The sequence below is a fragment of the Mycobacterium sp. shizuoka-1 genome, assembly GCF_002723835.1.
Lineage (GTDB): Bacteria > Actinomycetota > Actinomycetes > Mycobacteriales > Mycobacteriaceae > Mycobacterium.
This window is the reverse complement of record NZ_BEWG01000022.1, coordinates 52,781-65,202: the sequence shown is the minus strand read 5'-3', so window position 1 is coordinate 65,202 and position 12,422 is coordinate 52,781. Positions and strand designations below refer to the sequence as shown.

The window sequence follows — 12,422 nt, the reverse complement described above, 5'->3', positions numbered from 1 at the left end:
TCGCTGTACGAAGCGGTTTCGGGCATCTGACGACGATAAGCTCATCAAACTAACGAAATCGCCTTTGCCGGGCGCGGCCAGGACTGAGGTTGCTACCGCCGGTGAAACCGGCCCCGCTCACCAGCGGGTGACGACGGTGGCGAGGTAGCTCGCCAGCAAACCCCCGGGGGTTCTCGCACGGGCGTGAGCCGCTCATTAGCGTCACAGCGGTTAACCCGCATCCGCACATCTCGGCAATGTAGACGGCGGCGCGGGGTGGTTGCACGCTAAAGCAATTCACGCGCAAGTCAAGTTTGCTGATAGGAGGCTGCGTCGCGTTAACCTGCGCCTCTCCTCGGGTCCGAGCTTGCGCGCCATCGGCCGAAACTGACTGACAAGTAAGTTCTCGCCGAATGACGCCTTCTCTCAGGTTTCTCCTAGGTAAGTTTTGCCACGTTCCCACCAGTCCCCCGACAGGAGAAATCATGCCCATTGCTGTCCGGTCCTCTGTCGCAACCGGGGTAGCCGTTCTGGGAGTCGGCGCGCTCGCGCTGGCCCCGCTGCAGCCGGTCACGTCGACCCTCTCGAATGCCCATGGCCCCGCGGTGTTCTCCACCGCCGACGTCTCGCTCACCGCCGGCTTCGATCCGGTCACTCCGTGGGTGGACGTCTTCACGGCCGCGCTGGCCAACGTGACCACGATCGGCGAAGACTGGCTTGCTGACCCCGCACCCGCCCTGCGTCAGCTCGGCACCAACTGGTTCGGCTATGCCAACACCGTCGGGACTGCCCTCGGTGGCGTCGCCACCGGGACGTACACCTATCTCACCGAGACCGTCCCGCAGTCGCTGAGCACCGCATTCCAGCAGATCGCCGATGGCGATCTTTCCGGTGCGGCCGAGACGATCAACAACGCGCTGGGCACCGCCATCTTCAGCATCGGGCTTCCGCTGTTCCCGGTGTTGGAGATCCCGGGCAAGATCACCGACAACCTGTCGGCCGTCGTCAAGGCAGTGGCCGGAATCGAGACGCTGCTGCCCGTCCTGGTCGGTGTGCTCGGGCCGGTCGAAGGTGGGATCCAGGCGTTCGGTGACAGCGCGCAGGCCGTGCTCGACGCCTCGGCGGCCGGCGATTTCGTCACTGCGGTGAACGCCGCGGTGAACATCCTGCCGACCGTGGTGGGAGCGGTTCTGAACGGCTATCAGGACGGCGTCTACCCGGGCCTGCTGTCCACGCCGGTCGGCTTCAATCAAGGCCTCGCCTACACCCTGCTGGTCACGATTCCGAAGTCGATCGCCACGGCTCTGGGTGCGACCCCCCCGACCACCACGCTCGCGCAGAAGAAGGCGGCGCCGTCCGCCGAAGCAGTGGCGGCCGAGGAGCCGACGGTCACCGAAAAGGCCACCGGGACAGGGCATTCGAAGGTGGTTGCCACTACGCCGGCTCCCGCCGCCGCAGCGTCTGCCGACAGCACGTCTGCCGGCGACGAGACCGGATCGGTGTCGGAGTCGACACCCGCGGTCAAGGACGGCAACAAGGTCGAGCCCGGCCAGGTGACTGGTTCGGCGGCTCGCACCGCGGCCGGCTCCTCGAAGCCGGCCACCGCGGGCGCCGGCAAGGCAAAGGATTCGGCCGGTGGTTCGACGGGCACGGGCCGCAGCGCCCGGCAGGCCGCGGGCGCAGCCAAGTAGGTCCAGTCCGCGGTTGTGACTCAGACGGCCCCCGCCCCTGTGGCGGGGGCCGTCACCCACGTTCACGGAGGCAGGCGAGTATCTGTGTCGACCCAACGACCAGATGATGATGACGGTGACATCCAACCGGGCCGCGAGCGTCACCATCGGCTCGGCTTCGACGATCTCGAGATCAGCGCGTGGCTGAATTTCGAGTCCGTGGCCACGATGCTGCATGACATCGTCAACCGGGGTTTGGTGCACGCCCATCGGCTGACCTTGGCAGATGTTCACATGCTGTCGTTCCTGAAGAACCACGGACCGAGCCCGATGGGCGCGATCGCCGAGACCCTGATGGTGACGCCGGGGGCGCTCACCCAACAGGCGCAGCGTCTCGAGGAGCGCAGGCTGGTCCAACGCCGCGTTTCCCGGGAGGACGGCCGCCGGGTGATGGCGATGCTGACCCTTGATGGCGCGCGGTCGCTGGCCACGGCGTTGGAAACCTATTCGCGGCTGGTCCGAACACATTTCCTCGACGGACTGAGCCGACCGCAGATGATCGCGCTCGGGGACGGCTGCCGGCGGATCAGTGCCCGGCTCAAGTCCGCCGATCCGCAGGCCGATCCGAGCGAGGCCTGACAGTGCTGACTGCCGCGGAGGTGGATGCACCACAATGGTCAAATGCTCGGAGTCATCGGCGGTAGCGGTTTCTACACGTTCTTCGGTTCCGACGCGCGCAGCGTGAACCTGGATACCCCGTACGGCGAGCCGAGCGCGCCGATCACGGTCGGCCGGGTCGGGCTGCACGAGGTGGCCTTTCTGCCCCGGCACGGTCTGAGCCACGAGTTCTCACCGCACACCGTGCCCTACCGGGCCAACATGTGGGCGCTGCGGGCGTTGGGGGTGCGCCGGGTTTTCGGGCCGTGCGCGGTGGGCAGCCTCACCGCCGAGCTGGGTCCCGGCGCGGTCGTGGTCCCCGATCAGCTGGTGGACCGGACCCGGGGGCGGCCGGACACCTACTTCGACTCCGGCGGCATCCACGTCGACTTCGCCGATCCGTATTGCCCGACGCTGCGCGCGGCGGCCACCGATCTGCCCGGCGTGGTCGACGGCGGCACCATGGTGGTGGTGCAGGGCCCGCGATTCTCCACCCGCGCCGAGAGTCAATGGTTCGCGCGCGAAGGGTTCACGCTGATCAACATGACCGGGTATCCCGAGGCCGTGTTGGCCCGGGAGCTGGAAATGTGTTACGCGGCAATTGCTTTGGTGACCGACCTTGATGCGGGCGTCGACGTCGGGGCCGGGGTGCGCGCGGTGGACGTGTTCGCCGAGTTCGAGAAGAACATGGTGCCGTTCAAGAAGCTGGTGCTCGAGGCGATCGACCAGGTGGCCTCCGAACGGGTCTGTCGGCATTGCCTGGCGCACGAGGGCGTCGAGTTGCCGTTCGATCTGCCATGAGGGTGCTACTGACCGGTGCGGCCGGGTTCATCGGAAGCCGGGTGTGGGCGGCGCTGCAAGCCGACGGGCACGACGTGGTCGCCGCCGACCTGATGCTCGACGCCGCCCATGGTCCCGGCGCCGTACTGCCCGAGGGGTGCCATCGTGTCGACGTGCGTGATCCGGATGCCTTGGCGCCGTTGCTTTCCGGCGTCGACGCCGTCTGCCACCAGGCCGCCGTGGTGGGTGCGGGCGTGAATGCCGCAGACGCCCCGTCCTACGGCAGCCACAACGACTACGGCACCGCGGTGCTGCTGTCCCAGATGTACGCCGCCGGGATCGGCCGGCTGGTGCTGGCGTCGTCGATGGTGGTCTACGGCCAGGGCGGCTACCGATGCCCGGTGCACGGCGTCGTCGACCCGCTGCCGCGCACCCGGGCCGATCTCGACGCGGGCAACTTCGAACACCGCTGCCCGGCCGGCGGGGAGGAGCTGTCCTGGCAGCTGGTCGGCGAACAGGCGCCGCTGCGGCCGCGCAGCCTGTACGCCGCCAGCAAGACCGCACAGGAGCACTACGCGCTGGCGTGGGCCGAGTCGACCGGCGGTTCGGTGGTCGCGCTGCGCTATCACAACGTCTACGGGCCGGGCATGCCGCGCGACACCCCGTACTCCGGGGTGGCGGCGATCTTCCGGTCGTCGCTCGAAAGAGGCGAATCGCCAAAGGTTTTCGAGGACGGCGGTCAGATGCGCGACTTCGTTCACGTCGAGGACGTGGCGGCCGCCAACGTGGCGGCGATGCGGTGGGAGGCCGGCGGGTTTCTGGCGGCCAACGTGTGCTCGGGTCGCCCCGTCTCGATCATGGCGGTGGCCGCGAGGATCTGCGCGGCTCGTGGTGGGCCGGCTCCGGTGGTCACCGGCCAGTACCGCAGCGGCGACGTCCGCCACATCGTGGCCGATCCCGCCCTGGCGGCCGACACGCTCGGCTTCCGCGCGGCGATCGACCCGGAGGAGGGGCTGGCCGACTTCGCGTTCGCACCACTGCGGGCGTGATGCCGTGACCCGCCCGCGGCTGTGCTGCGCGTCACAGTCGAAAAGCAAGCGCTCCCTGGTTATTTGGGCTCCGCCCGATACGAGGTGACAGCCGTCCCCGAATTGGGTGACAATGGTCACCTTCCCCCTCGGGAGCCTGATCTATTGACGCCTGGACTGGCATAATCTGGATTGGTTCCAATCTAGCTTTCGAGGAGTGGTGACAATCATGGCGCTATTGACAATCGGTGACCAGTTCCCGGCCTATGACCTCAAGGCTGTCGTGGGCGGTGACCTGTCCAAGGTCGACGCCAAGGCACCCGACGATTATTTCACCCAGGTGACGAGCTCCGACAGCCCGGGTAAGTGGCGCATCATCTTCTTCTGGCCCAAGGACTTCACGTTCGTGTGCCCCACCGAGATCGCCGCCTTCGGCAAGCTGAACGACGAGTTCTCCGATCGCGACGCGCAGGTGCTCGGGGTGTCGGTGGACAACGAATTCGTGCACTTCCAGTGGCGCGCGCAGCACGAGGATCTCAAGAAGCTGCCGTTCCCGATGGTGTCCGACCTCAAGCGCGAGCTGTGCCTGGCGACGGGCGTCCTCAACGCCGACGGTGTCGCCGACCGTGCGACCTTCATCGTCGACCCCAACAACGAGATCCAGTTCGTGTCGGTGACCGCCGGCTCGGTCGGCCGCAATGTCGACGAGGTGCTGCGGGTACTCGACGCGCTGCAGTCCGACGAGCTGTGTGCCTGCAACTGGAAGAAGGGTGATCCGACGATCGACGCCGGCGAGCTGTTGGCCGAGGCGGTCTGAGCGTGAGCATCGACAACGTCAAGGAAGCTCTGCCGGACTACGCCAAGGATCTCAAGCTCAACCTGGGCAGCATCGTCCGCTCGACCGAGCTGACCGAGCAACAGCTGTGGGGCGCGCTGGTGGCCACGGCCGCGGCGACCAAGTCCGAGCAACTGCTGCGCGAGATCACCGAGGACGCCCTCGACGTGCTCTCCGAGGAGGCGTATCACGCCGCGTTGGGTGCCGCCGCGATCATGGGGATGAACAACGTCTTCTACCGCACCCGCCACCAGCTCGACGGCCGCTACGACGACCTGCGGGCCGGGCTGCGGATGAACATCATCGCCAATCCGGGGGTGGCCAAGGCCGACTTCGAGCTGTGGTCGCTGGCCGTGTCGGCCATCAACGGCTGCGACCAGTGCCTGGCCGCACACGAGAAGGAACTGCGGGACGCTGACGTGTCGCGCACGGTGATCTTCGAGGCCATCCGGCTCGCGTCGATCGTGTCCGGCGTGGCGCAGGCACTTCTCACCACGCAGGCGCTGGCTCGCGCCTGATCGTCATGGCCCGGCGCCCTTCCCAACCCGGTAGTTGGTTGGGGAGGGCGCCGAGCGCATACTGGGCGCGTGAAGACTGAGATCTGCGACCAGTTCGGCATCGAGTTCCCCCTGTTCGCCTTCAGCCACTGCCGCGACGTCGTCGCCGCGGTGACCAACGCGGGCGGCTTCGGGGTGCTCGGCGGCACCGCGTACACCCCCGACCAGCTCGACCAGGAGCTCACCTGGATCGACGAGCAGGTGAAGGGCAAGCCATACGGCGTGGACATCATCGTGCCCGCCAAATTCGAGGGCAAGGGCGAGAACCTGTCGTTCGGTCAGCTCGCCGATCGCATCCCGGCGGACTTCCGTAGTTTCATCAACGAGCTGCTGGCCGCTCACGACATCGACATCAGCGAACAGCCGCGGATGGCGGCGTCGTCGCTGAGCGGTGACACCGGCGCCAGTCTGCTCGACGTCGCACTGAACCACCCGATCAAGCTGATGGCCAACGCACTTGGCGTCCCGCCGGACTACATGATCGAGGCCGGCAAGCAGACCGGCATCCCGGTCGCCGCCCTCGTCGGCGCCAAGGAGCACGCGATCAAGCAGGTCAACGCCGGCGTCGACTTGATCGTCGCGCAGGGCACCGAAGCCGGCGGTCATTGCGGCGAGGTGACCACGCTGGTGCTCATCCCCGAGGTCATCGAGGCCATCAAGCCGATCCGCGAGGTGCCCGTGTTGGCCGCCGGCGGCATCGTCACCGGCCGGCAGATGGCCGCGTCGGTCGCCCTCGGCGCCGCCGGCGCCTGGACCGGCTCGGTGTGGCTGACCACCGAGGAAGCCGAGACCGCCCCGTACACGGTGCAGAAATTCCTGGCCGCGACGTCACGCGACACCGTCCGCTCGGCCGGGCGCACCGGAAAGCCGTCGCGGCAACTGGTTTCGGACTGGACCGACGCGTGGGCGCCGCACGAGGGCGGTCGCCAGCCGCTGCCGTTGCCGCTGCAGAACATGATCGCCGAGCCGGTGTTGCGCCGGATCGACAAGCTCGCCGAGGGTGGCCACCCGGGTGCTCAGGCGCTGGCCACGTACTTCGTCGGCCAGGGGGTGGGCTTGATGAACAAGGTCAAACCCGCTCGCGAGGTGGTCTTGGAGTTCATCGAGGACTACCTGGCCGCCGCGGAGCGGCTGAGCCGATCACTCGACGACTGAGCTAGAGCCCCTTCGGGGCTGACTTCACCGCCTGCACAGCGGAGGGGTCGCCGCTGTAGTCGACCCGGGCCAGTCGTCCGGTCGCGAACAGCAGCAGTTCCCCGGGCGGACCGGTCACCGTCACGGCCGGCCCACTTCCTGCGGTCAGCACCGTCTCACCCTCCGGGGTGCGCAGCTGCACGCGGGCAGGCATTTTCGACAGGGTGAGCCGGGCCATCATGCTCAGGGTGCGGCGCAGCTTGGCGGTCAGGTCGGGTTCCAGCGTCCGTGGTTCCCAGTCCGGCTGGGCCCGGCGGATGTCCTCGTGATGGATGTACATCTCGGCGACGTTGGCCACCGAATCGACCAGTTTGAGCGGCGAGTACACCGGCGGGCCGGCCGCCACCTTGTCCACCAGGTCGTCCCAGTCGGTGGTGCTCGCCACGGTGTCCTGCACCTTCGCGGTGTGGCCGGCGAACAGCGGGATCAGGATGCCGGGCGCGGCGTCCACGCGGTACTCGCGAATCATCAAGTGCGCGGCGAGGTCTCGCGTCGTCCAGCCTTCGCACAAGGTGGGGGCGTCGGGGCCGACCTCGCGCAGAGCTGCGACGAGGGCGGCGCGTTCGCGTTTGGCTACGGACACTCGATCTCCCTTCAGGCGATCTACCCATGCTGTCATACGCCGAGAGTGGGGGTTGTCGTCGACGAATCGCAGCGGATCCACCGATAGCCCGCACGGTCGGCGACGGGACCTACGTGGCCAGCGGCAGCCGGACCTCGAACCGCGCCCCGTGCGCGGTGTTGTGCGCCGACAACGTGCCGCGATGGGCCTGCACCAAACCGGCGGCGATCGCCAGCCCCAGGCCCGAGCCGCTCGGCAGCGACGAATCCTCCCGCGGGACACGGCTGTTGGATCCGCGGTATGCCACGTCGAACACCCGGGGAAGGTCCGCTTCGTCGATGCCCACGCCGGTGTCGTCGACCCGCGCCCACGCCGCGCCGGCGTCCGTGCCGAGCGCGAGCGTGACCGTCCCGCCCGAGGGGGTGTGCGCGATCGCGTTGGCGACCAGGTTGGACAGCACCCGCACCAGCGCCCGGTCACTGCCGATCACCCGCACCGGGTCGGCGGGCACCGACGCGGCCAGGTTCACCCCGGCGCGCTCCGCGGCGATCCGGTGGGCGGTGATCACATCGTCGACCACCTCGTCGAGCGCGACCTTCTCGTATGGCGCCTGCACCGCGCCGGCGTTGATCTTGGACATCTCGAACAGGTCGTCGACCATCTCGGACAGCCGAACCGTCTCGTGCTCAATGTGTTTGGCCTGCACCCGAACCTCGTCGTCGCTGACCACGCCGTCGGCGATGGCCTCGGCGAGCGCCCGGATGCCGGCCAGCGGGGTGCGCAGATCGTGGCTGACGAAGGCGACCAGGCGCCGGCGGGACTGCTCGGCCATCCGCTCCGCGTCGTGCATCTCCTTTTCCCACACCGTGCGGCGGGCCTGGTAGCGGGCCAGCATCAGCGCGGCGGGCAAGGTCACGACGGCCACGATCGAGAGCACCACGGCGATCGAGGCGAACGTGCTGGTGATCATGAACCCGCTGACGCCCAGCACACCGGTCAGCGTCGCCAGCGTCGGGATCAGCACCAGCACCGCCATGGTGACCGTCATCGACATCGACCGGACCAGCCGGATCACCAACACGCCGAGCAGCACCACGGGCAGCGAGCAGGCCAGTGCCAGCAGCGCCATCCTGGCCAGGTCAAGCAGGGACACGATCACCGCCGCCGGCTTCGCTGCTCCACAGATACCCACGGCCCCAGACGGTTTGGACCCGGTGGTGGGCGCCGAGCTTGGAGCGCAGCCGCTTGACGTGCACGGTGACCGTCGACAGGTCGCCGAACTCCCAGTGCCACACCATCTGCAGCAGGTCCTCGCGGGAGAACACGGTGTCGGCGTGGGTCACGAAGAACAACAGTAGATCGAATTCACGATTGGTCAGGCCCACCGGCCTGCCCGCGATCGACACCGACCGCGCAGCCGTCGAGACCGTCAGATCGCCCACCGTGATTTCCAGCGGCAGCGCCGCCGCCGGCGCCGGGGCCCGCCGCAACACCGAACGGACCCGCAGCGCCAGCTCGCGGGGGCTGAACGGTTTGGTGACGTAGTCGTCGGCCCCGGCTTCCAGGCCGGCGATCCGGTCGTCCTCCTCGCCGAGCGCGGTCAGCAGGATCACCGGAACGCTGTAGTCGCCGCCCCGGCGCAGCGTCCGGCACAGCGACAGCCCGTCCGGCCCGGGCATCATCACATCCAGCACGGCCACGTCGATGCGCTGGGTACCCAGCACCCGCAGTGCCTCGTTGCCGTCGTCGGCGACGGTGACCTCCAAGCCGTCCCGTTCCAGGTACCGGCGCACCACATCCCGCACGACGGTGTCGTCGTCGGCGATCAAAACCCGGGCCGTCATAGTTCAAAACAGTAACCAACACTGCACTCCACCTGCACCGATGTCACGGTTTCGTCATGCACTGCGGTGGGGGTCTCACCTAGGTTGGGCGCTATGGAGCAGTGTGCGGTCACCGTGGTGCTGCCGTGTCTCAACGAAGCGGAATCGCTGCCTGCCGTGCTCGCGGCCATCCCGGCCGGCTACCGGGCACTGGTCGTCGACAACAACAGCACCGACGGCACCGGCGACGTCGCGCGCCGGCACGGCGCCGACGTGGTCAGCGAACCGAGGCCGGGCTACGGCTCGGCCGTGCACGCCGGGGTGCTCGCCGCCCGCACGCCGGTGATCGCCGTACTCGACGGCGACGGTTCGCTGGATCCCGCCGACCTGCCCCGGCTGGTCGCCGAACTCGACCGCGGCGCCGATATGGTGACCGGCCGTCGCCGCCCGGTCCGCGGCCTGAAATGGCCGTGGCATGCGCGGGCGGGAACGGCGGTGGTCTGCTGGCGGTTGCGGGTCCGGCACCGGCTTGCCGTGCACGACATCGCCCCGATGCGGGTGGTGCGGCGCGATGCGTTGCTGGCGCTCGGAGTGACCGACCGCCGTTCGGGGTACCCGCTGGAATTACTGGTCCGTGCCGCGACCGCGGGATGGCGTGTGGTCGAAGTCGACGTGGACTACGGCCCGCGCACCGGCGGGAAGTCGAAGGTCAGCGGGTCGGTGCGAGGAAGCTTCACCGCTGCCGTCGACTTCTGGAAGGCCATCTCGTGACGCGGAGCCCCCAGGAGATCCCGGTAGCCGTGCTGGTGGTGGCCAAGGCTCCGGTACCGGGGCTGGCCAAGACCCGACTGGCCGCCACGCTGGGGGAGCAGGCCGCGGCCGAGATCGCGGCTGCGGCTCTGCTCGACACGCTGGACGCGGTGGTCGCCACCCCGGTCGCGCACCGGGTGGTCGCGCTGACCGGCGACCTCGACCGGGCCTGCCGGGCCGAGGAGATCCGTGCCCGGCTCGTCGCGTTCACCGTGGTCGACCAGCGTGGCGAGACCTTCGGGGACCGGCTGGCCAACGCGCACGCCGACGCGGCCGCGGCGGCCGGCGGGCAGCCGGTGCTGCAGATCGGGATGGACACCCCGCAGGTGCGCCCCGACCTGCTCGAGGGGTGTGCCCGCCGGTTGCTCGCCGCGCCGGCCGTGTTGGGAATGGCGTGCGACGGCGGCTGGTGGGTGCTCGGCGTCGCCGATGTGGCCACCGCGGACTGTGTGCGCGAGGTGCCGATGTCGCGTGCCGACACCGGCGCTGTAACGCTGGCTGCCCTGGAGCACACCGGAATCTCTGTGACCCTTGTCGAAGAACTACCCGACGTCGACACCGTCGACGACATCCCGACGGTCCGCGCGGCCTGCCGATCGTCGAGCCGGTTCGCCCACGCCACCCGGGAGGTATGAGGTGCTCGGAGCGCTCTATGAGCAGGCGCTGACCGGCGAACGCTGCTGGCTGCGCCACGACGACGGGCAGGTGCACCGGCTTCCGGTGCACAGCTGGCTGGGTGGTCGCGGCGCCGATGCGGCGTTCGACGCGGCCGTGGTGGCGCTGTGCGACGGGCCGACGATCGACTTGGGTTGTGGCCCAGGCCGGTTGGTCGCCCACCTGATCCAGCGGGGTATCCCGGCCCTCGGCGTCGACCAGTCGGCCACCGCCGTGCGGCTGGCCCGGCGCAGCGGTGCCCCGGCGTTGCTGCGCGACGTATTCGAGCCACTGCCCGGCACCGGCCGCTGGCAGACGGTGCTGCTCGCCGACGGCAACGTCGGCCTGGCCGGTGACCCGCGCCGGGTCCTGCGGCGCGCCGGTGAGCTGCTGCGCTCGGGCGGGCGCTGTGTGGCCGAATTCGATCCGGCCACCGCCGGTGTGCGGGCCAGATGGGTGCGTCTGGAGTCGTCGAACAGCATCGGGCCCTGGTTCAAGTGGGCGTCGGTCGGCGTCGACTGCGCGGCCGCGCTGGCCGAAGAAGTTGGTCTGGCGTTAGCCGGTTTTCACCCGGTCGGTCAACGCGTCGTGGCTACACTCACGCTGACGTGACGCCGCAGATTCCGAACACCGCCGAGGCCCGTCTGCGTGGCACCGCAGTGACGGCTCGGGTTGGGCTCGCCCTGGGTGTCGCCGTCACCGTCTGCTTCGTGACGGGGTTGATCAGTCACTTCATCCAACATCCGCAGCCGTGGTTCTTCTGGCCGACCCGGCCGGTGTGGCTCTACCAGCTGACCCAGGGCCTGCATGTGATCGCCGGTATCGCGGCGATTCCGCTGCTGGTGGTCAAGTTGTGGTCGGTGTACCCCAAGCTGTTCGAACGGCCCATCATCGGCGGCCTGACCCGGCAGATCGAGCGGGCGTCGATCCTGGTTCTGGTGGGCTCCATGATCTTTCAGCTGTCCACCGGGATCATGAACATCGCCCAGTGGTACGCGTTCGGGTTCTTCTTCACCACCAGCCACTACGCGATGGCCTATGTGGCGGCTGGTGCGGTGTTGGTGCACGTGGGTGTGAAGCTGCCGGTGATTCGCACAGCTCTCGGCGAACCCCTCGAGGACATCCCGACGGGCGAGCTACGCACCGGTCCGAGTCGGCGCGCGGTGCTGGCCGGTACCTGGCTGGCCGTCGGTGCGGCGACGATCGTGACGGCCGGCCAGACGATTTCGTGGCTGCGGTTCGTCTCGGTGCTGGCACCGCGGTCCGGTCAAGGGCCGCAGGGCGTTCCGGTGAACCGGTCGGCGTTCGCGGCGGGTGTGCTGGGCAGCGCGCGCTCGCCCGATTACCGGCTGACCGTGGTGAACGGTGACACCGTCCGGGCGTTTACCCTCGCCGAGCTCGCGGCGATGCCGCAGGCCACCCACCGGCTGCCGATCGCCTGTGTGGAAGGCTGGAGCGCCACCGCGGACTGGACCGGTGTGGTGCTGGCTGATCTTCTCAAAGCGGTTGGCAGCCAAGCCGATACCGATGTCCGAATGGTTTCGCTGGAGCCGCCAGGTCCGTATTCGCGCACGGTGTTGCCCGCCCGCCACTCCCGTGACTCGCAGACGCTGATCGCGCTGAAGCTCAACGGACAGGTGCTGGATCTCGATCACGGTTACCCGTGCCGGCTGATCGCACCGACGAGACCCGGTGTGCTGCAGACCAAATGGCTCTCCAGAATCGAGGTGGTGACGTGACGTCGACCCGGCTTTTCCTGGTGGCGCTCGGGGTGGCGCTCGGGGTCTACGGCGTGGTACTGGTGGCGCAGAACTCGACCGACGTCATCATCCGCATCGTGGTGTGGGCGCTGATCGGCGTGCTGCTGCACGAC

14 protein-coding genes are annotated in these 12,422 nt (G+C 68.7%); 11 read left to right on the top strand and 3 right to left on the bottom strand.

The window, feature by feature from the left end:
• Positions 1–464 precede the first annotated feature (464 nt).
• From MSZK_RS06825 to MSZK_RS06795, 7 genes are all read left to right on the top strand, one after another.
• Positions 465–1,670 carry a hypothetical protein gene (locus MSZK_RS06825; RefSeq protein WP_142389886.1) on the top strand — a complete coding sequence of 402 codons (1,206 nt, stop codon included), beginning with the start codon at positions 465–467 and terminating at the stop codon, positions 1,668–1,670.
• 84 nt (positions 1,671–1,754) lie between these two features.
• Positions 1,755–2,288: a MarR family winged helix-turn-helix transcriptional regulator gene (locus tag MSZK_RS06820; protein ID WP_099246165.1), complete on the top strand. Its 534-nt coding sequence runs from the start codon at positions 1,755–1,757 to the stop codon at positions 2,286–2,288.
• A 42-nt stretch (positions 2,289–2,330) separates the two neighbouring features.
• Positions 2,331–3,107, top strand: a complete 777-nt coding sequence (locus tag MSZK_RS06815; RefSeq protein ID WP_233211147.1) for an S-methyl-5'-thioadenosine phosphorylase — start codon at positions 2,331–2,333, stop codon at positions 3,105–3,107.
• Positions 3,104–4,135, top strand: coding sequence for an NAD(P)-dependent oxidoreductase (locus tag MSZK_RS06810; protein WP_099246161.1), 1,032 nt, complete (start codon positions 3,104–3,106; stop codon positions 4,133–4,135). Before MSZK_RS06815 ends, MSZK_RS06810 begins: the two co-directional genes overlap by 4 nt.
• A gap of 208 nt (positions 4,136–4,343) precedes the next feature.
• The gene (locus tag MSZK_RS06805) at positions 4,344–4,931 is read left to right on the top strand and encodes a peroxiredoxin (RefSeq protein ID WP_099246159.1); all 588 of its coding nucleotides are present in this window, start codon (positions 4,344–4,346) and stop codon (positions 4,929–4,931) included.
• Positions 4,932–4,933: 2 nt separating this feature from the next.
• A complete protein-coding gene (gene ahpD, locus MSZK_RS06800; RefSeq protein ID WP_099246157.1) occupies positions 4,934–5,467 on the top strand; it encodes an alkyl hydroperoxide reductase AhpD in 534 nt (177 codons plus the stop codon).
• A gap of 69 nt (positions 5,468–5,536) precedes the next feature.
• Positions 5,537–6,661, top strand: coding sequence for a nitronate monooxygenase family protein (locus MSZK_RS06795; protein WP_099246155.1), 1,125 nt, complete (start codon positions 5,537–5,539; stop codon positions 6,659–6,661).
• 1 nt (position 6,662) lies between these two features.
• On the opposite strand, the gene MSZK_RS06790 is transcribed toward MSZK_RS06795, so the two are convergent.
• The 3 genes from MSZK_RS06790 to MSZK_RS06780 form a co-directional block, all read right to left on the bottom strand.
• Positions 6,663–7,283 (bottom strand): TIGR03085 family metal-binding protein, encoded by a 621-nt coding sequence (locus MSZK_RS06790; protein WP_099246153.1) that lies wholly within the window; start codon positions 7,281–7,283, stop codon positions 6,663–6,665.
• Positions 7,284–7,392: 109 nt separating this feature from the next.
• Positions 7,393–8,391, bottom strand: coding sequence for a cell wall metabolism sensor histidine kinase WalK (locus MSZK_RS06785; protein ID WP_099246486.1), 999 nt, complete (start codon positions 8,389–8,391; stop codon positions 7,393–7,395).
• Between the two features lie 10 nt (positions 8,392–8,401).
• Positions 8,402–9,106, bottom strand: coding sequence for a response regulator transcription factor (locus tag MSZK_RS06780; RefSeq protein ID WP_099246151.1), 705 nt, complete (start codon positions 9,104–9,106; stop codon positions 8,402–8,404).
• Between the two features lie 93 nt (positions 9,107–9,199).
• On the opposite strand from MSZK_RS06780, the gene MSZK_RS06775 reads away from it, so the two are divergent.
• From MSZK_RS06775 to MSZK_RS06760, 4 genes are read left to right on the top strand one after another with little or no spacing between them, the layout of a single operon-like run.
• Positions 9,200–9,856, top strand: coding sequence for a glycosyltransferase family 2 protein (locus MSZK_RS06775; protein WP_099246149.1), 657 nt, complete (start codon positions 9,200–9,202; stop codon positions 9,854–9,856).
• On the top strand, positions 9,853–10,530 hold the full coding sequence (locus tag MSZK_RS06770) for a DUF2064 domain-containing protein (RefSeq protein WP_199203236.1): 678 nt from the start codon (positions 9,853–9,855) through the stop codon (positions 10,528–10,530). Before MSZK_RS06775 ends, MSZK_RS06770 begins: the two co-directional genes overlap by 4 nt.
• A gap of 1 nt (position 10,531) precedes the next feature.
• Entirely contained in the window at positions 10,532–11,161 is a 630-nt protein-coding gene (locus MSZK_RS06765) for a class I SAM-dependent methyltransferase (RefSeq protein WP_099246147.1), read from the top strand.
• The gene (locus MSZK_RS06760) at positions 11,158–12,288 is read left to right on the top strand and encodes a molybdopterin-dependent oxidoreductase (RefSeq protein WP_233211146.1); all 1,131 of its coding nucleotides are present in this window, start codon (positions 11,158–11,160) and stop codon (positions 12,286–12,288) included. Before MSZK_RS06765 ends, MSZK_RS06760 begins: the two co-directional genes overlap by 4 nt.
• Positions 12,289–12,422 lie beyond the last annotated feature (134 nt).

Coding starts and splice junctions, on each gene's coding strand:
- MSZK_RS06825 (WP_142389886.1), top strand. CDS start 465: ATGCCCATTGCTGTCCGGTCCTCTGTCGCAACCGGGGTAGCCGTTCTG.
- MSZK_RS06775 (WP_099246149.1), top strand. CDS start 9,200: ATGGAGCAGTGTGCGGTCACCGTGGTGCTGCCGTGTCTCAACGAAGCG.
- MSZK_RS06805 (WP_099246159.1), top strand. CDS start 4,344: ATGGCGCTATTGACAATCGGTGACCAGTTCCCGGCCTATGACCTCAAG.
- MSZK_RS06815 (WP_233211147.1), top strand. CDS start 2,331: ATGCTCGGAGTCATCGGCGGTAGCGGTTTCTACACGTTCTTCGGTTCC.
- MSZK_RS06780 (WP_099246151.1), bottom strand. CDS start 9,106: ATGACGGCCCGGGTTTTGATCGCCGACGACGACACCGTCGTGCGGGAT.
- MSZK_RS06810 (WP_099246161.1), top strand. CDS start 3,104: ATGAGGGTGCTACTGACCGGTGCGGCCGGGTTCATCGGAAGCCGGGTG.
- MSZK_RS06785 (WP_099246486.1), bottom strand. CDS start 8,391: ATGGCGCTGCTGGCACTGGCCTGCTCGCTGCCCGTGGTGCTGCTCGGC.